Consider the following 17,168-nt stretch of genomic DNA (forward strand, 5'->3'; position numbering starts at 1 on the left):
AATGACAGCCAACAGGACGGAACCGGTATGAGGTTCATTCTCGCCATCGATCAGGGGACGACCTCGACCCGCGCCATCCTTTTCGACCAGAACCTCAAGGTCGCTGCCGTCTCCCAACAGGAGTTCCCGCAGCATTTTCCCGCTTCGGGCTGGGTCGAACATGATGCGGGCGATCTTTGGACCAGCGCGGCAGGGACCGCGCGGGCGGTGATCGAGAAAGCGCGGATCAAGGCCACAAGCATTGCCGCGATCGGCATCACCAACCAGCGCGAGACAAGTGTGCTCTGGGACCGCGCCACCGGCAAGCCGCTGGCCCGCGCGATCGTTTGGCAGGACCGCCGCACCGCCGCATTCTGCGCCGAACTGCGCGAGGCGGGCCACGAGGCGATGATTACCGAGCGGACCGGCCTTTTGCTGGACCCCTATTTCTCGGGAACGAAGCTCAAATGGCTGCTCGACACCATCCCCGATGCCCGTGCGCGTGCGCTGCGCGGCGAGCTGGCCTTCGGTACCGTAGACAGCTGGCTGATCTGGAACCTGACGGGCGGGCGCAGCCATGTGACCGATGCGACCAATGCCGCGCGTACCATGCTGTTCAATATCCGCACCAACCAATGGGACAAGGATATCTGCGCGCTGCTCGACATCCCGATGGCGCTTCTGCCCGAAGTCTTTGATTGCGCCGCCGATTTCGGCCGCAGCCGTGCCGATCTTTTCGGCCACGAGATCCCTATCCTCGGTGTTGCGGGCGACCAGCATGCCGCGACGGTGGGACAAGCCTGTTTCACGCCCGGCATGATGAAATCGACCTATGGCACCGGCTGTTTCGCGATGCTCAATATCGGGCGCGATTTCGTGACCTCGAAGAATCGGCTCCTGACCACGATCGCCTATCGTCTCAACGGCGAGACGACCTATGCGCTGGAGGGCTCGATCTTTATCGCGGGGGCGGTGGTGCAATGGCTGCGCGACGGGCTCAAAATCATCCGCGACGCCTCCGAGACCCAGCCCTTGGCGATTGCTGCGGACGATACCCAACATCTGGTGATGGTCCCCGCCTTTACCGGCCTTGGCGCGCCTTATTGGAAGCCCGATTGCCGCGGTGCGATCTACGGGCTGACGCGCAGCTCCGGCCCCAAGGAATTCGCGCGCGCCGCGCTTGAAAGCGTGGGTTTCCAGACCCGCGACCTGCTGGATGCGATGCGCGCCGATTGGGGCATGGCCGAGGATGCCATCCTGCGCGTCGATGGCGGCATGGTGGCCAGCGATTGGACGATGCAGTTTCTGGCCGATATCCTCGGGACCAGCGTCGACCGGCCGGAGATGACGGAAACCACGGCGCTGGGGGCCGCCTATCTGGCGGGACTTCAGGCCGGACTTTGCCCCTCGCCACAGGATTTTGCCAAGAACTGGGCGCTCGAGCGCCGTTTCGATCCGAAAATGGACGCTGGTGCGCGCGCCGATAAATATGCGCGCTGGGTGAAGGCGGTGCAGGCGACGATGATGGTCACCTGACGGACCGCGCGTTCTCCATGCTGGTGCACCCATGAAAAAGCCGCCGGAGCATGCTCCGGCGGCTTTCTTTCCGCCCTCCCTCAGCCAGGGAAAGGTCAGATAGTGATGCCCGATTTGCCCGGAGCAAGAATGCCCTTGGGGTCGAGCGCGCGCTTCAGCGTCTGGTTCACATCGCGCTGGGTCTGACCGTAGATGCCTGCAACCTTGTCCATGAAGGCGTTGTTGACGCGGTAGACCGCATAGCCGCGCGCGGCAAACTCGGTCAGAAGCTCGTCGAAGCACTCATAGGCGCGCTTGGTTTCCTCTTCGTCGGACTTGTCGAACAGGACGTCGATGATGTGATGGAGGTCACGCATGCCGACGATATATTCGCCCGCATAATCAAAGCCGTATTTGTTGAGGATATCGGTCGCGAGCTTGGTCTGGTCCAGCGTTTCCGAACCCTTGTTGACCGTCACCGGTGCGAACCACATCGATCCGCCACCCGCGCCGCGGTCATCGCGCCAGCGGTAGAGGCCGAATTCCTGCATCGTCATGTAACCGCGCATCAGATCGGCGCGGTACTGGAAGGGCTGGGTGCCACCGGCGTCTTCCTCGGTGATGATGCGGCCCTTGCCGTGGCCCTCTACAACCGATTTCACGATCGCCCAGTTCACATCAACCTGCTCTTTGGTGCCGTAAAGCGCCGCATAGACGTTCCATGCGCCAAGACCCTCTTTCTCGCGGATCTCCTGCACGACCTCGGGGGGGGTCGCGCCCTCGCCGTCGAAATATTTGCGGCGCGAGATGATGCCGGCGGCCTCGTAGATGGTCGAGGCATAGACGATCGAGTTCGGGATGACGTTGTTCAGGCGCAACGGACGGAACAGGTCGACGATCTCGGCAATGTCTTCTTCATTGTCGTAGGCGACGCTGAAGGGTTTGAAGACCGGAGGCTTCGGCATCAGCCAGAAGCCCATTTTGGTCACGATGCCGAAGTTCGACTGGGTGAAAATCCCGTCGAGATAGGGGCCGTAACCCCATTTGAAGACCTGCCAGGCCGAGTTGCCCTCGACCCCGCCCATGCCGGTGCGCAGCACCTCGCCATTGGCCAGAACGACCTCCATGCCGCATTGCATCATGAAATGCTCGCCATAGGGGGTGTAGCCGACGCCGCGGTCCATCGTATTGCCGACGGGGCCCGCGATCGCCGAGGGCGCGGGGCAGGACAGATAGAAGGGCAGGTTGTTCGCTTCGAGATAGTCGAAAAGCTGCTGATAGGTCACGCCCGGCTCGACCAGTGCGGTGCCGAGATCGGGATCGATCTCGATGATCTTGTTCATATGCTTGAGGTCGAGCACGACAGTCCCGCGTTTCGCGGGCGCGGCGGTGCCGTAACCGAAGTTGCGGCCGGTCGAGATCGTCCAGACCGGAATCGCGAATTCGTCACAGATTTTGACGACGGCCTGAACCTGCTCGACCGTGGTCGCCTGCACGACGCAGGAGGTTTTGTAGAGGTCGTCGTCGACCGGCATCATGGTCTTGTAATAGGGCGTCAGGCGCTCTTCCGAGGACAGGACATTCTCCGCGCCAAGGGCCGCTTCGAATTTGGCGACGGCTTGGGCGAAGATCTCGGGGGTGATGCCCTCCGGCAGGACGGCGAATTCGCGATCGCTCATTGGGCGTCTCCTTTATAGATGTTCTGGGCGACGTAATCGGCGATGCCGGCCAACGTGGCGTCATCGATTGCCGATTCGGGGAAGGCCGGCATGGCAAGCTGGCCGTTGCGCACGAAGAAGCGCAAAGTGTCGACGTCATATTCGACCAGCGAGAGATCGGGGCCGACGCCGCTCAGGTGGCAGCGGGCGCAGACTTTCTCCCAAGCCTCCTGACCCGAGGCGAATTCCTTGATGTCGTCGAGGCGGGCGGGAACGTCCTGCGCGCCAACGGCGGTGGCGCTAAGCGCAAGGGCCGCGGCGGCCAGCAGGTGGCGCGGTGCAAGCTTCGTCATTGTCTCAAACTCCCGCAGTGACGGCGTTCAACCGGAATTCCGACATTCCGGCCGAGAGGGGGGTGATATGATAGGCCGAGGCCGTGCGGCTTTGCGCGAGGTCGAGCATGACCTCGTCGGCGGCATCCAGCACGAAGCGGATGCGCGGCGCATGGCCGGCTCTCAGGATGTCTTCCAGGGTGGAAAGATCCCTCAGGCGGTCGCCGCTCAGGGTGATCTTGGTGAAGTGCTGGTCTTCCGACAGCGGGCCCGTAGCGCGCGCGGGGCTGGCGATGACGACAAAGCTATCGCTGCTTGCTGCGGAGGCCGAGCCCGCCAGCGCAAGCGCCGAGAGCGCGCCACTGCTTGTCAGAAGGAAACCGCGTCTGGTGAACATGACACCTCCGTCAATTGACTGAACAAAGCACCCGCAACCGCCGCTCGCCCGCTGCGAAGCTGTCGATCACATGTGCTGCTAGCTTTATTGTATAACCTTACGGTTATGTTTTTGGTTTCGGTCGGGCGATTCAAGTTGGGACCCGATTTAGAACCTGCTGGCACAACGAGCTAACGCTTACCGATGTGTCAGAGCCGAAATTCCCTGTCAACGACGCAGTTTCAATGCCGGTTTCTGTGTTTTTATAATGAAAAACCGTTCCGGGCTTTGGGGTTTGGGAAAATGTCTGCGGGTTACAGGTGGAATGGTTTCGCAGTTCCGCACGCTTTGGCGTCGCGATACTCCGTAAAAATCTAATGATTACTGCGCAATCGATTATCTACAGGTTATATGTCGTGACCGATGATGATGGACGGCGGGGCTATGCTGATCGTGAGCGGCACATGCGCAAACGAACGTCTTGCCGCAAATGGTATGCGTTAAGCGCAATTCCGATATGCAAATTGCGCATTCGCCATGGCGAGTTGCGCCGGCGGTGCGATGGCTCCATGCCTGCGGCATCCTCGTCTCAGCGCGGCTGCCGGACAGCACCGTTGCCGACCGCGACCCAGCGCAGCTCGGTGAATTCGTCCAGCGCGGCAAAGCCACCGAACCGGCCGTAGCCGCTTTCCTTGATCCCGCCGACCGGCATGTCGGGGCGGTCCATCAGCGTGGGCGCGTTGATGTGGCACATGCCGCTCTCGATCTGGCGAGCCAGTCGGGTGGCGCGGGCAATATCGCGGCTCCAGACCGCGGCAGAGAGGCCGTAACGGCTGTCATTGGCGATCGACAGCGCCTCCGCCTCGTTCGCGGCGCGGCAGATCGACAGGACCGGCCCGAAGATTTCTTCGCTGTAAAGCCGCGTGCCCGGCTCGACGTGATCCAGCAGGGTCGCATCCATGAAAGTGCCGCGATTTCCGCCGCCGCACAGCAATTCCGCGCCGCGAGCCACAGCCTCGGCGACCAGAGTCTGAAGCCGTTCGGCCGCCGCTTCGCTGACGACAGGGCCAAGCGGAGCGCCTTCTTCGGGCGGGCCGGCGTGCAGCATGCGCGCGCGTTCGGTCAAAAGCGCGGCAAAGCGGTCGGCCACCGCGTCGAGCACGATAATCCGGTCGGTGCTCATGCAGATCTGGCCCTGATTGAGAAAGGCGCCATAGATCGCGGCATCGGCGGCGGCAGGAAGGTCGGCATCCTCGAGGACGATCAGCGCGGCCTTGCCCGACAGTTCGAGCAGGCAACGCTTCAGCGAAACAGCCGCCAATTCGGCCACCTTGCGGCCGACGCGGGTCGAGCCGGTGAAGTTGACGCGGCGCACGACCTCGTGGGCGATCAGCGCCTGCACTACTTCTTCGGCATGTTCGGGCGCATGGGTGACGATGCTGAGCACGCCTTCGGGCAGGCCCGCCTCGGACAGGATCCGCCCGATCGCGAGATGCGAGCCGGCACAGATTTCAGAAGCTTTCAGGATCACCGCATTGCCGCAGGCCAGCGCGGTCGCGATTGCACGGGTCCCGAGCGCAAGCGGCGCATTCCAAGGCGCGATTCCCAGACAGACGCCGGCGGGCTCGCGGAAAATCAGGTGCTGCCCGTTCTGATCAGGGCGGATTTCGGTCTGGAAACTCTCGGCAAGATCGGCGGCTTGGCGGAATTGCCAAGCGGCCTGATCGAGGTTGAATGCCTGCCAGGCGGGTGTCGCACCGATCTCGTCGCGCATCAAGGCAGCCAGCTCGTCATGACGCGATCCGATCAGTCCGGCCGCGCGGCGCAGGATCGCGGCGCGGTCCGCACCATCCATCCGCGACCAACCGGCAAAGGCCAAAGCGGCGCGATTGGCGATCTTGCGGGCGTCATTTGCGCGCATCGCGGGCACGCGCGAAGCGATGGTTCCGTCGGCCGGATTGAGGCGCAGACACTCTTCGCCCAAAACCACATGGGCATCGCCGCGCGTCTTGCGGGCAGCCGGAAGTTTGCCGGAGCGAATGCCGTCCAAAATCTCGCCCATCCGCTGCCTTTCCGTACCGGTTCCGATCGTTGCCGCCTTACGCAACGGCAATATTCACGACATTAGCCGTTTACATCGCAAGAATGGATGTCATTTTCCGACAAGACAATGTGATTAAGGCGCAAGCGATGGCTCTCTCCCGCAACTCTGGCGATGATCTGATCGAACATCTGCGCGCCGAGCCCTTGCCCGCCGGTCTGCGTGCCCGCCAGTTACGCCCCTGTCGGGGCATGTACGAGGGCTATGTCCATCTGGTCTTGCTGGGTTCGGGCAGTCTGCGGCTGGAGGGTGGAGAGACCGAACATCTCACTACCGCGCCGGTCGGCCTGATTCTGCCGCCGTCCTCGCAGCAGGTGCTGACGCTCGACGCCGGTTCGGAGGGCTGGATTCTCGGCCTGCCTCCGCAGCTTTTGGGCGAGGTCATGGGCAGCCGCGCCGAGATGGAGATGATGCTGCCTCTGGGGCGGCAGCTGATCCTCGGGCAGGATCCGGCTGCCGGAACGGGATTTGATTGCGAGCAATTCGCGCGGGCGATCCTGCAGGAGCGCGAGATGGGGGCTGTCGGAAACCGCATCGCGATTCTCGCATATTTCAGGCTTTTGATCATCGCGATCTGGCGCGCGAGCCATCAGGAGATTGCTGTTTCGGGCTTCGGCAGCGAGGCGCATTTGCTGGAAAACTTCCGTCGCGAGGTCGAAATCCATTTCCGCAGCCATCTCGGGATTGCCGACTATGCCGAGCGGCTCGGGCTCAGCACCAGTCGTTTGCGGCGCATCTGCCTGCGCAATCTCGGTCGGACGCCGCTCCAGCTGGTCCATATGCGCATGCTGCGCGAAGCAGCGGCCTGGCTTGAGCATTCGGGCAGGGGAATCGCCGAAATCGCGCAGGCATTGGGCTTTGCCGATTCCGCCGAGTTCAGCCATTTTTTCAAGCGCAATACAGGTGTTTCGCCCAGTGGTTTCCGCGCCGAACGCAAGGATCCGGCATCGGCGCACTCGGCCGAACCGACGGGCTTTGCCGATTGGCCCTAGACCGGTTGTGATGGGGAATCGGGCGAAAGCTGGCGGAAAATCGTGCAATCCGGACTATCTCTGAAACAAATTCACATCATATTGTCGTTTTTTGACATTCGCATCCGCGTTTGCGCTGGTTATTCCGAAACATGTCATCGGAGGATTCCGTCAATCGACGGGGAAGGGTGGCGACAGGGGTGGTATCATCTGCACAGGACGGTCGGGCATTTCTTAGCGCTGCGACACGACCAAAAGCAGGGAATGACGACAACTGTAACGATTTGGGATCAGTGCCCGCCTTGCGGGTCAGGACAGGAGATGCTTCGATGAATGCCGCTTCCCCCACGCCCTATGAGGGCTTGAACCAGCAATATATCGCGGGCGAGTGGCGTCCGGGCTCTTCCGGGCGCGAAGTCGCCGACCTCAATCCTTTCGACGCAACCGAGCTTGGCGTTTTCAAACTGGCCAGCCGCGCCGATGTCGACGCGGCCTATAAGGCGGCGCAGGCGGCACAGGTCGCTTGGGCGGCGCGTCCGCCCGCCGAACGCGAGGCGATCATCCGCCGCGCGGTCGCGGTTTTCGATGCCCGTGCTGATGAAATCCGTGATTGGCTGGGCCGCGAATCGGGCTCGACCGTGATCAAATCGCACATTGAACACGGTGCCGCGCGGACCATTACCGAATATTCCGCCGCTTTCCCCGGCAAGATCTCGGGCCAGATCCTCCCCTGCGAGCCGGGCATGGAAAGCCGCTATTACCGCGAGGCGCTCGGTGTCATCGGCATCATCAGCCCGTGGAATTTCCCGCTGCACCTGTCGGTACGTTCGGTCGCGCCGGCCTTGGCCTGCGGCAATGGCGTCGTGCTGAAACCGGCCTCGGACACCCCGATCACCGGCGGCACGCTCGTCGCGAAAATCTTTGAAGAGGCGGGCGTTCCGGCCGGTCTTTTGAACGTCGTTGTCGGCTCGGGCAGCGAAATCGGCGATTATTTCGTCGAGCATGAAATCCCCGCCTTCATCTCTTTCACCGGCTCGACCGAGGTTGGCCGCCGCGTGGGCGAACTGGCGACTGGCGGGAAATACATCAAACGCGTCGCGCTGGAACTGGGCGGCAATGCCCCGCTGGTCGTGCTCGATGACGCCGATATCGAGGCCGCCGCCGGCGCTGCGGTTTTCGGTCGCTTCCTGCATCAGGGGCAGATCTGCATGTCGACGAACCGCGCGATCGTTGATGCGAAAATCTACGACAAATTCGTCGAAGCGGTCGCGGCGCGTGCTGCGAAAGTCAGCTTCGGTGACCCGCTGAACCCGGCGACGAATGTCGGCCCTGCGATCAACAAAGGTCAAATGGAGGGCGTTTGCGCCAAGATCGAGCAGGCGAAGAAAGACGGCGCACGGCTGATCGTTTCGGGTCCGGTCGAGGGCAATGTCGTCGCGCCCCATGTCTTTGCCGACGTCGATCCGAATTCGGCCTTGGCCCGCGAAGAGACCTTCGGTCCGGTCCTGCCGATCATCAAGGCGCGCGACGAAGAGCATGCGCTTTTCCTCGCCAATGATACGGAATTCGGTCTCTCGAGCGCCGTCTATAGTCAAGACATTGATCGCGCGACGAATTTCGCCCGCAAGATCGTCGCCGGCATGACGCATGTGAACTCGATCACGGTCGGCGATCATGCCAATGCGCCCTTCGGTGGCGAGAAGAACTCCGGTCTCGGTCGCTTCAACGGCGAATGGATCATGGAAGAATTCACCCGCACCCATTGGGTGACGATCCATAAAACCGGTCCGAACTTCCCGTTCTGATCCTCGATTGCGGCCCCTCAACCCGCGGGGCCGCAGCCTTCACGTCAGGAAATGCGCGCGATATTGCGATGGCGTTTTCCCGATCACCTGCCGGAAACGGCGCGAGAAATAGGGCGGGTCTTCATAGCCGAGACGATAGCCGATCTCGCTGATCGACAGTTGGGTAAAGGCAAGAAGCCGGCTGGCCTCGACCATGCGGGCGGCCTCGATATAGCTGCCGGCATTGGTGCCGGTCGCCTCGCGGCAGATCCGGTTGAGATGGCCCGCCGTGATGCCAAGCTGGCGCGCGTAATCGTCGATGCTGCGGGTCACGTTCAGGTCATGCCGCAAAAGCGCGTCCAACTCGCTCATCCTGCGCTGGCCGATCGATTGCGCCGCCTCGCTTTCCTTGGCGGCCAGACTGGCGACCGCGACCAGAGCCGACTGGGCCAGCGTCACGAGCTGGTAGGATTGGAAAGTGCCAGTCTGGCGAAAGGTATCATCCAAGGCCGAGAGCAGCATTTCCAGCAGTTTTCCAACCGGAGCGCGCAATGGCCGCGAGAGCTTCGCCTGCAGATCCGCCGATGCCGAGGGCAGGTTCGATACCAGCGTCACAGGGAAGGAGAACACGCCGCCTTCGGTCCCTTGGCGGAACGAGAAGCCATGAACGGCCTGTACGGGAATATAGACGATTTCCCCGCTTTTCAGCGCGAACTCCTCACCATCGATCTGCACATCGGCATGGCCGTTCTCCATATGCAGGATCTGCACGATCTCTCGGTGGCGATGCGGGCTGATGCGCCAGTCGTGCAAAAGGGCGCGGTCGCGAATCCGCTCGTGATGGACCACACCGGGGAATTCGGCGGTCTCTCCGAATAGCCTGAAAACGGGGATCTGCATAAAGCGGGACATGCATGGATAATACCATTCAAAGCCCCTTGCGTCTATTCGTTTCAGTGCGGGATTGCCGCAGAAAGGCCGGCGAAAGATGGAGGAAATCGTCATGAAGACTCAGGTCGCCATTATCGGCTCCGGCCCTTCGGGTTTGCTTTTGTCGCAACTGCTCAACCGCGTGGGAATTGATACGGTCATTCTGGAGCGTTCGAGCCGCGACCATGTTCTGGCGCGGATCCGTGCGGGCATTCTCGAATGGGGAACGGTCGAGCTTTTGCGCGAAGCCGGAGCCGGGGCGCGGCTGGATGCCGAGGGCATCACCCATGACGGCACCTTCATGACCGATTCCGATCTCATGGTGCATATCGATTTCAAGGATCTGACCGGCAAGCAGGTGATGGTTTACGGCCAGACCGAGGTCACGCAGGATCTGTTCGAAGCGCAGGACCGGATGGGAACGACCATCATCCACAATGTCGAGGATGTGGCGATACATGATCTCGACACGACCAGCCCGCGCGTTGATTACACCGTCGCCGGCGAGCGCCGCAGCCTCTCCTGCGATTGGGTTGCGGGTTGCGACGGCTTCCACGGGGTCAGCCGCAAGACCATTCCCGCCGAGAAACGGCGCGAGTTCGAAAGGGTCTATCCCTTTGGCTGGCTTGGGATTTTGGCGCGAACCGCACCGATCGACCACGAGCTGATCTATGCCAATTCCGAGCATGGTTTCGCGCTTGCCTCGATGCGCAACGCCAATCTGGTGCGCCATTACATTCAGGTTCCGCTGACCGACAAGCCCGATGAATGGTCGGACGAGCGCTTTTGGGCCGAGTTCCGCCGCCGCCTTCCGGCCAGTGCTGCGGCCAAGGTGATCGAGGCTCCCTCGATCGAGAAATCCATCGCGCCTTTGCGCAGCTTCGTGTCCGAACCCCTGCGTTGGGGGCGTTTGTTCCTGGTGGGTGACGCCGCGCATATCGTGCCGCCGACGGGGGCCAAGGGGCTTAACCTTGCTGCATCCGACGTTTTCTATCTTTATCATGCGCTGGTCGAGGCGGTGAAAAAGGGCTCCGAGAAGGGCGTCGACGATTACTCGGCGCGGGCGCTCAACCGGATCTGGAAGGCGATGCGTTTTTCGTGGCAAATGACGACGATGTTGCACCGTTTCGACGGCGAGGATGCTTTCGCAGCCCAAATGCGTCGCGCGACGCTGAATCATCTGTGCGAATCCGAGACCGCACGCAGGGATCTCGCGGAGAACTACACCGGCCTTCCCTATTAAGCCTGTCGTGGGGCAGAGTTAACCTGTGGTTTGGTCCGCTTGTCCGCCAAGATATTGGATCGAAGAGGATATTTTGCTTGCCGCGTGGTTCAGCGCGGCCAGCATTCCGCGCTCGAGCTCGCTGCCCTCGCCCTCGTCCTTGCGGCGCGAGACCCCGACCGGACCGCCAAGCAATTCGTTGACGAGAGGCAGGACGACAAGGCTGCCCGCTTCGACTTCGGGGTGCACGACGCCTTCCGAGATGAACCAGACCGTATCGGATTGGCGCAGGATTTCGCGGCCGAAGGTCAGCGAGACATTCTCGAACGCGGGCTCGGTCTCGCCGAGGCCGACGCTATGAAGCCACGCCTGAACCGAGGCGGAGATCAGCGCCCCTTTGGGCGGTACCATCAAGGGGTAAAGGCGCAGGTCTTTCGGCTGCCATTTTCCTTGGGCCAAGGGATGGCCCGCCCGCACGACGGGGACAACGCGTTCCCAGTAAAGTGGCGTGAACTCAATGCCTTCCGAATTTCCGGCAGGAGGCATCCGGCCGATAACGAGGTCAAGCTGGCTTTCGCGCAAAAGCGACAGCAACAGCCAGTTCGGGCCGGTCGTGACCTCGACCAGCGCCTCGGGATTCCGGCTGCGGAGCGCCAGAGCCGCCTCGGGAACGAGGTGGGTCGCGGCGGTCGGAAGCACGCCCAATGTGATGCGCGGGCGCTGTTTTTGCGGCTGGAGCACGGCCTTCTGCGCCCGTTCGAGATCCGTCATCACCCCGCCCGCATGGGTCTGGAAGACCTGACCGGCAGCTGTCAGCACGAGACGGCGGCTGGAGCGGTCGAAGAGCGAGACGCCGAGGATATCTTCGAGCTCGCGGATGGTTTTGGATGCGGCGGGCTGGCTGATCTTGAGTGCTTCCGCCGCAGCCGAGAGACTGCCCAGACGGGCGGTTTCCAGAAAGCAGCGCAGGTGACGCAAACGCAGGAGAGGATTTAGCATATATAACCCCAAAGTTATGCGTTTAGTCGGTAATTATAATTTTAACCGCAAAGTCCGCATGGCATAAGCCAAGTGAACCGCCAGACAGACCGGAGGTCCAGCATGCAATTTCTTCGCCTTCCAGATGCCACGCTGCATATCGGCGATCAAGGCCCGCGTGACGGGCGCGTCGTGATGTTCGCCAATTCGCTCGGGACCGATCTTCGGGTCTGGGATCCGCTTTTGGCGCTTCTGCCGACAGATCTGCGCATCATCTGCTTCGACAAGCGCGGGCACGGGCTCTCGGATGCGACGCCTGCGCCCTATGGCATGGACCAGCTCGTCGGCGATGCCGAGGCGATTTGCGAGGCGCTGGATTTGCGCGATGTGACCTTTGTCGGCCTGTCGATCGGCGGGCTGATCGGGCAGGGGCTTGCGGCCAGGCGCCCCGATCTGCTGCGCGCTTTGGTTTTGATGGATACGGCCGCGAAAATCGGCTCTTCAGAGATGTGGCAGTCGCGGATCGACGCGGTGAGCGCGGGCGGGCTTCCATCAATGGCCGGCGCGATCATGGAGCGTTGGTTCACGCAGCCTTTCCGTGACGCGCGCCCCGAATTCGCGCTCTGGACGAATATGCTGACCCGCACCACGGTCGATGGCTATACCGGCTGCTCGGCGGCGATTGCGGGCGCCGATCTGACGGAGAGCACCCGCGCGCTGACCCTGCCGGTCATGGCGCTTGCGGGCGATCAGGACGGCTCGACTCCGCCCGATCTGGTGCGCGCTACCGCCGCGCTTTGCGGTGCCGAATTCCATCTGGTCGCGGATGCGGGGCATCTTCCCTGTGTCGAACAGCCCGAGGCGACCGCGGGACTTCTTATCCAGTTTCTCGAAAGGACCGACGCATGAGCCGTTATGACAAAGGCATGGAGACCCGCCGCGCCGTTCTGGGCGATGCGCATGTCGATCGCGCCGAGGCGAACAAGTCCGATTTCTCGGAGCCCTTCCAGTCGCTGATTACCGAATCCGCATGGGGAACGGTCTGGGCCTCGGACGGGATTTCGCGCCGCGAACGCTCGATGATTACGCTCGCGCTTTTGGCCGCGACCGGCAACTTCGAGGAAATCCCGATGCATATCCGCGCCACCGCCCGCACGGGGGCCTCAAAGCGCGATATTCTCGAGGCGTTCCAGCATGTCGCGATCTATGCCGGCGTGCCGAAAGCCAATCACGCGATCAAACTCGCCGAAGCGACCTTTGCAGAGATGGAGGCAGCCGAATGACCGATCCGGTGACCAAAGATCAGGGCCCGCTGATCCCGCGCAATCGCGAGATGCATCCCGAGCCCTATTACCCCGATTACAAGACCAGCATCACGCGTTCGCCCAGACAGGCGCTTTTGTCGATGGAATCGGGGCTTTCCGAGGAAACGGGCCCGACCTTCGGCCATGCGATGATCGGTGCCTTGGACAACAACCTCATCCTGAACTGGTCCAAGGACGGCACGCCCGCGATCGGCGAGCGGATTCTGGTTTACGGCCGCGTTCTGGACGAAAATGCCCGCGCGGTGCCCAATACTCTTGTCGAGATCTGGCAGGCCAATGCGGGGGGCCGCTACCGCCACAAGAAAGACAGCTATCTCGCGCCGCTCGATCCGAATTTCGGGGGCTGCGGGCGGACGCTGACCGACGCCGAGGGTCGCTACCAGTTCCTGACCATCCGCCCCGGTGCCTATCCCTGGCCGAACCGCGGCAATGACTGGCGTCCGATGCATATCCATTTCTCGGTTTACGGCCACAGCTTCGGCCAGCGCCTGATCACCCAGCTTTACTTCGAGGGCGATCCGCTGATCGCGCGCTGCCCGATTGCCGCGACGATCCGCAACCGTTCGCAGCTTGATACGCTGGTCGCGCCGCTCGATCTCAACAATTCGCGGCCGCATGATTTTCTGGCCTATAAATTCGACATCGTGCTGCGCGGCCGTCGTCAGACCATGTTCGAAAACAAGCTCGAGGGGATGTAAGCCATGACGCAGAAACTGGATTATCTGGTCGAAACGCCGTCGCAGACCGCCGGCCCCTATGTCCATATCGGCTTGATGCCGACCTATGCCGGCAACCCGGGCACCTATGCGCAAGAGGTCGGCGTCTCGCCGATCGCCGATGGAGCCAAGGGCGAGCTGATCGAGATTGTCGGGCAGGTCTTTGACGGCACAGGCTGGGCCATGCGCGATGCCTTGATCGAAAGCTGGCAGCCGGATGCGGCGGGGATTTTCCCGGGACAGGCCGGAGCAGATCCGGCGGTCAGCGGCCATTGCCGTTTCGCCGCCGATGCGGATAGCGGCGAGTTCACGCTTCGCACCGTCAAACCGGGTGCGGTGCGGGCGCGCGGCGGCAAGATGCAGGCTCCCCATATCTCGCTTTGGATCGTGGCGCGGGGGATCAATATCGGCCTCCAGACCCGTATCTATTTCGAGGACGAGGAGAATGGCGCCGACCCTCTGCTGGCGCGGATCGAGCAGCGCCCGCGCGTCGATACGCTGATCGCCAAGAAGGTCGGCGAGGGCAAATACCGCTTCGATATCCGCTTGCAGGGCGAGGGCGAGACGGTTTTCCTCGATCTTTGAGGCTGGGCAAAGGACGGCAGCATGAGCAGCGTTTTCGATCATCCGTGGCTGGGCGGCCTTTTTCGCGATGCGGAGATGGGGGCGATCTGGTCGCCCGATGCCCAGCTTGCCGCGATGCGCGCCTTTGAAGCGGCATGGAGTCGCGCGCTGGGCATCGCCGGGCTCGCGCCTGCCGATCAGGCAGAGCGTGCGGCGCGTGCGATCGAAGGGATGGGTTTCGATACCGGCGCCTTGCGCGCAGGCACGGCGCGCGACGGGGTCGTGGTGCCCGCGCTTGTCGTGCAGATGAAAGCGGCAGCGGGGGCGGATGCCTTGGCGGTCCATATGGGCGCGACTTCGCAGGATGTGATCGATAGTGCGCTGGCAGTTGCGATGGGCGCGAGCCTTGATGGGATCGCGCCCCGTCTGGTCAGCTTGGGCAGGGCTTTGGCGGAGCTTGATGCCCGCTTCGGGGCGAACCCCTTGATGGGGCGCACGCGGATGCAGGCTGCGACCGAGATCACCGTCGCCGACCGGATCGCGCCGTGGCGGCTGCCGCTCGCGGCGCATCTTGTGCGGTTGGAGGAGTTGCGGGACCGTGTCGTTCGGGTCCAGATCGGCGGCGCCTCGGGCGACAGGCGTGCTTTGGGCGACAAGGCGGATGTGGTTGCCGCGTCGGTGGCGACGCAACTCGGGCTCGGCAATCCGCCGCGTGCTTGGCATGCGATGCGCGATGGTGTCGCGGAATTTGCCGGATTTCTGTCGCTGGTCAGCGGTACCTTGGGCAAGATGGGGCAGGATATTGCCCTCATGGCGCAGCAGGGCATCGATGAGGTCGCGCTGTCGGGCGGTGGCGGGTCGTCGGCCATGCCGCACAAACAAAATCCCGTCGCCGCGGAGCTTTTGGTGACACTGGCGCGGTTCAATGCCGGCAGCCTCGGCCAGATCCATCAGGCGATGATCCACGAGCAGGAGCGCTCGGGCGCGGCTTGGGCGCTGGAATGGATTGTGCTGCCGGATATGGCGCAGGCCACGGGTCGCGCTCTGGCGGTTGCCGAGCAGCTTTGCGGCCAGATTACCTCTTTGGGGCGCCCTCGCGCCTGAGGTTGCTGCCGAGCGGCTTTCGCGGAGCAGACGGCGTCTCGCGCTGATGGCGCGGGCGCCCGGGGTATTTTCGTGATGAAGAAGAGGCGATTGGCCGCGCCGGATTGGTGCTCGGGCCAATGGTTGCGCCGTGACGGAATGTCACGAGATTCGTTTCACGCCTAAACCGGTCAGGCTGCTGATGGTTGGCCCCTTTTCGATGAAAGCGCGTGTTTCAAGGTGATTTCGGCGCGCGATCTCTGCCGGAAGCCGCTGTTTCGCGGACGAATTTCAGCTTTTGGATGTGTACTTTCGCAAGCGGAAGGTGCATGTCTGAAAGGATAGGTTCAATTTGTGCGCCTATCTGTTCGATATGTATGTGTATGGTCAATCGGCCCCGTGTTGTTTCCGGCTCTTTTGGCCAGCGTTTGTGTTGTTAACGAATATGGGGTGGGATTGTTATGCCTACTATCCGGACTGCTCAGGTTCTGCAATTGGGCCGCAACCGGGATCTTGATCCGAGCGAAAGCTTTCGCGGTGCCGAGAATGCCGGCGACTTGATCGGCCGCACCTTTGGCTCGACCAATGATCCGCTTTGGGCAACGCGTACGGCGATGACCTTCAACGACGGGAATTCGAACGGCAATATCCCTTTTGCGGGAAGTACGCCTTCGCCGTCGAACGAATTCGTCTCGGTCGGTGGCGCGAACCGTTCGATCGATACCGGCATCGCCTATAATGCGACCTTCCGCTATGCCGACGGCACGGTGGGAAATGGACTTGTGCGGGTTCTGCAGGACGGCGCAGGCAATATGTATATGGTACCGCCGCCGCGTGACGCTTCGGCGGCAGAGGTCCAGACTTCGACCGGAAAGCCGATCGTGTCGATCACGATCAACCGTATCCTCCAGAACGATTTCACCGATTTGAACACCGACCGGTTCGGTCTGCCGGGCGACCCGACCTTCCCCTGCTTTTGCAAGGGGACAATGATCCTGACGCCGCATGGCGAACGGCCGGTGGAGAGCCTGTCCGTCGGCGATAGTGTCGTCACGCAAGACAACGGCGTGCAGCAGATCCGCTGGATCGGCTCGAAAAGCCTTGCCGCCCCCGAACTTGCCGCAAATCGCAATCTCTTGCCGGTGGTGATCCGTCAGGGTGCCTTGGGCGACAATGCGCCCGCGCAGGATCTGATGGTCTCGCAGCAGCACCGCATCCTTGTCCGCTCGCGGGTTGCCCGCAACATGTTCGGTGCCGAGGAAATTCTGGTGGCGGCCAAGCATCTGACGGGTCTCGCAGGGGTCGAGCTGCTCGAGGAGCCGGGCGAGGTCACCTATTTCCACCTGCTTTTCGACGCGCACGAGGTCGTGCAGTCGAACGGGCTGATGACCGAGAGTCTGTTCATCGGCAAGCAGGCCTTGTCCGATGTCGGCCCTGCCTTGCGCGACGAGATTCTGGCGCTCTTCCCCGAGCTTGCGGAGGAGCAGGAAAGCTTCACGCCCGCGCGGCCCTTCATCAACGGGCGGCAGGGGCGCAATCTGGTCGAGCGCCATCAAAAGCATGATCTGAAACTGCAGATCAACTGAAGCGGCTTTCGCGTCGCGGCAGGGACAGCAAGCGGGGTCGCCGGTGGC

General features: G+C 62.3%; 16 protein-coding genes. 10 read left to right on the forward strand and 6 right to left on the reverse strand.

Translation table 11 applies throughout. The features are described 5' to 3' along the window. The first annotated feature begins 27 nt into the window (after window positions 1–27). On the forward strand, window positions 28–1,515 hold the full coding sequence (gene glpK / locus ACFFUC_RS14660; RefSeq protein ID WP_377687482.1) for a glycerol kinase GlpK: 1,488 nt from the start codon (window positions 28–30) through the stop codon (window positions 1,513–1,515). Between the two features lie 95 nt (window positions 1,516–1,610). Here the strand turns inward: glpK and ACFFUC_RS14665 are convergent, their stop codons facing one another. The 4 genes from ACFFUC_RS14665 to ACFFUC_RS14680 all read right to left on the reverse strand — a co-directional run bounded on the left by ACFFUC_RS14665 (window position 1,611) and on the right by ACFFUC_RS14680 (window position 5,922). Continuing rightward, the gene (locus ACFFUC_RS14665; RefSeq protein WP_377687484.1) at window positions 1,611–3,173 is read right to left on the reverse strand and encodes an FAD-binding oxidoreductase; all 1,563 of its coding nucleotides are present in this window, start codon (window positions 3,171–3,173) and stop codon (window positions 1,611–1,613) included. Then, a complete protein-coding gene (locus ACFFUC_RS14670; protein ID WP_377687486.1) occupies window positions 3,170–3,505 on the reverse strand; it encodes a c-type cytochrome in 336 nt (111 codons plus the stop codon). Before ACFFUC_RS14670 ends, ACFFUC_RS14665 begins: the two co-directional genes overlap by 4 nt. 4 nt (window positions 3,506–3,509) lie before the next feature. Further along, window positions 3,510–3,881: a hypothetical protein gene (locus tag ACFFUC_RS14675; RefSeq protein WP_377687488.1), complete on the reverse strand. Its 372-nt coding sequence runs from the start codon at window positions 3,879–3,881 to the stop codon at window positions 3,510–3,512. Window positions 3,882–4,449: 568 nt separating this feature from the next. Next, entirely contained in the window at window positions 4,450–5,922 is a 1,473-nt protein-coding gene (locus ACFFUC_RS14680; RefSeq protein WP_377687490.1) for an aldehyde dehydrogenase family protein, read from the reverse strand. Between the two features lie 128 nt (window positions 5,923–6,050). On the opposite strand from ACFFUC_RS14680, the gene ACFFUC_RS14685 reads away from it, so the two are divergent. Further along, entirely contained in the window at window positions 6,051–6,953 is a 903-nt protein-coding gene (locus tag ACFFUC_RS14685; RefSeq protein ID WP_377687492.1) for a helix-turn-helix transcriptional regulator, read from the forward strand. 308 nt (window positions 6,954–7,261) lie between these two features. Beyond that, window positions 7,262–8,737 carry an aldehyde dehydrogenase family protein gene (locus tag ACFFUC_RS14690; protein ID WP_377687494.1) on the forward strand — a complete coding sequence of 492 codons (1,476 nt, stop codon included), beginning with the start codon at window positions 7,262–7,264 and terminating at the stop codon, window positions 8,735–8,737. A gap of 39 nt (window positions 8,738–8,776) precedes the next feature. Here ACFFUC_RS14690 and ACFFUC_RS14695 read toward each other — a convergent pair whose 3' ends face one another. Beyond that, window positions 8,777–9,628 carry a helix-turn-helix domain-containing protein gene (locus tag ACFFUC_RS14695; RefSeq protein ID WP_377687496.1) on the reverse strand — a complete coding sequence of 284 codons (852 nt, stop codon included), beginning with the start codon at window positions 9,626–9,628 and terminating at the stop codon, window positions 8,777–8,779. A gap of 91 nt (window positions 9,629–9,719) precedes the next feature. Between ACFFUC_RS14695 and pobA the strand changes: the two genes are divergently transcribed. Beyond that, window positions 9,720–10,889, forward strand: a complete 1,170-nt coding sequence (gene pobA, locus ACFFUC_RS14700) for a 4-hydroxybenzoate 3-monooxygenase (protein WP_377687497.1) — start codon at window positions 9,720–9,722, stop codon at window positions 10,887–10,889. Between the two features lie 18 nt (window positions 10,890–10,907). Here pobA and ACFFUC_RS14705 read toward each other — a convergent pair whose 3' ends face one another. Then, on the reverse strand, window positions 10,908–11,867 hold the full coding sequence (locus ACFFUC_RS14705) for a LysR substrate-binding domain-containing protein (protein WP_377687499.1): 960 nt from the start codon (window positions 11,865–11,867) through the stop codon (window positions 10,908–10,910). A gap of 102 nt (window positions 11,868–11,969) precedes the next feature. On the opposite strand from ACFFUC_RS14705, the gene pcaD reads away from it, so the two are divergent. The 6 genes from pcaD to ACFFUC_RS14735 all read left to right on the forward strand — a co-directional run bounded on the left by pcaD (window position 11,970) and on the right by ACFFUC_RS14735 (window position 17,120). Further along, window positions 11,970–12,755, forward strand: a complete 786-nt coding sequence (gene pcaD, locus ACFFUC_RS14710) for a 3-oxoadipate enol-lactonase (protein ID WP_377687501.1) — start codon at window positions 11,970–11,972, stop codon at window positions 12,753–12,755. After that, window positions 12,752–13,129: a 4-carboxymuconolactone decarboxylase gene (gene pcaC, locus ACFFUC_RS14715; RefSeq protein WP_377687502.1), complete on the forward strand. Its 378-nt coding sequence runs from the start codon at window positions 12,752–12,754 to the stop codon at window positions 13,127–13,129. Before pcaD ends, pcaC begins: the two co-directional genes overlap by 4 nt. Next, entirely contained in the window at window positions 13,126–13,869 is a 744-nt protein-coding gene (gene pcaH, locus ACFFUC_RS14720) for a protocatechuate 3,4-dioxygenase subunit beta (RefSeq protein ID WP_377687504.1), read from the forward strand. The genes pcaC and pcaH overlap by 4 nt, the downstream gene beginning before the upstream one ends. 3 nt (window positions 13,870–13,872) lie before the next feature. Further along, the gene (gene pcaG / locus ACFFUC_RS14725) at window positions 13,873–14,472 is read left to right on the forward strand and encodes a protocatechuate 3,4-dioxygenase subunit alpha (RefSeq protein WP_377687506.1); all 600 of its coding nucleotides are present in this window, start codon (window positions 13,873–13,875) and stop codon (window positions 14,470–14,472) included. 21 nt (window positions 14,473–14,493) lie between these two features. Then, entirely contained in the window at window positions 14,494–15,555 is a 1,062-nt protein-coding gene (locus ACFFUC_RS14730; RefSeq protein WP_377687507.1) for a 3-carboxy-cis,cis-muconate cycloisomerase, read from the forward strand. Between the two features lie 473 nt (window positions 15,556–16,028). After that, window positions 16,029–17,120 carry a Hint domain-containing protein gene (locus ACFFUC_RS14735; RefSeq protein ID WP_377687508.1) on the forward strand — a complete coding sequence of 364 codons (1,092 nt, stop codon included), beginning with the start codon at window positions 16,029–16,031 and terminating at the stop codon, window positions 17,118–17,120. The last annotated feature ends 48 nt before the right edge of the window (window positions 17,121–17,168 follow it).

The organism is Paracoccus cavernae (assembly GCF_042430175.1).
GTDB lineage: Bacteria > Pseudomonadota > Alphaproteobacteria > Rhodobacterales > Rhodobacteraceae > Paracoccus > Paracoccus cavernae.

Bases quoted from the DNA above. Each gene is read 5' to 3' on its own strand.
- glpK (WP_377687482.1), top strand. From the start codon at position 28: ATGAGGTTCATTCTCGCCATCGATCAGGGGACGACCTCGACCCGCGCC.
- ACFFUC_RS14665 (WP_377687484.1), bottom strand. From the start codon at position 3,173: ATGAGCGATCGCGAATTCGCCGTCCTGCCGGAGGGCATCACCCCCGAG.
- ACFFUC_RS14670 (WP_377687486.1), bottom strand. From the start codon at position 3,505: ATGACGAAGCTTGCACCGCGCCACCTGCTGGCCGCCGCGGCCCTTGCG.
- ACFFUC_RS14675 (WP_377687488.1), bottom strand. From the start codon at position 3,881: ATGTTCACCAGACGCGGTTTCCTTCTGACAAGCAGTGGCGCGCTCTCG.
- ACFFUC_RS14680 (WP_377687490.1), bottom strand. From the start codon at position 5,922: ATGGGCGAGATTTTGGACGGCATTCGCTCCGGCAAACTTCCGGCTGCC.
- ACFFUC_RS14685 (WP_377687492.1), top strand. From the start codon at position 6,051: ATGGCTCTCTCCCGCAACTCTGGCGATGATCTGATCGAACATCTGCGC.
- ACFFUC_RS14690 (WP_377687494.1), top strand. From the start codon at position 7,262: ATGAATGCCGCTTCCCCCACGCCCTATGAGGGCTTGAACCAGCAATAT.
- ACFFUC_RS14695 (WP_377687496.1), bottom strand. From the start codon at position 9,628: ATGTCCCGCTTTATGCAGATCCCCGTTTTCAGGCTATTCGGAGAGACC.
- pobA (WP_377687497.1), top strand. From the start codon at position 9,720: ATGAAGACTCAGGTCGCCATTATCGGCTCCGGCCCTTCGGGTTTGCTT.
- ACFFUC_RS14705 (WP_377687499.1), bottom strand. From the start codon at position 11,867: ATGCTAAATCCTCTCCTGCGTTTGCGTCACCTGCGCTGCTTTCTGGAA.
- pcaD (WP_377687501.1), top strand. From the start codon at position 11,970: ATGCAATTTCTTCGCCTTCCAGATGCCACGCTGCATATCGGCGATCAA.
- pcaC (WP_377687502.1), top strand. From the start codon at position 12,752: ATGAGCCGTTATGACAAAGGCATGGAGACCCGCCGCGCCGTTCTGGGC.
- pcaH (WP_377687504.1), top strand. From the start codon at position 13,126: ATGACCGATCCGGTGACCAAAGATCAGGGCCCGCTGATCCCGCGCAAT.
- pcaG (WP_377687506.1), top strand. From the start codon at position 13,873: ATGACGCAGAAACTGGATTATCTGGTCGAAACGCCGTCGCAGACCGCC.
- ACFFUC_RS14730 (WP_377687507.1), top strand. From the start codon at position 14,494: ATGAGCAGCGTTTTCGATCATCCGTGGCTGGGCGGCCTTTTTCGCGAT.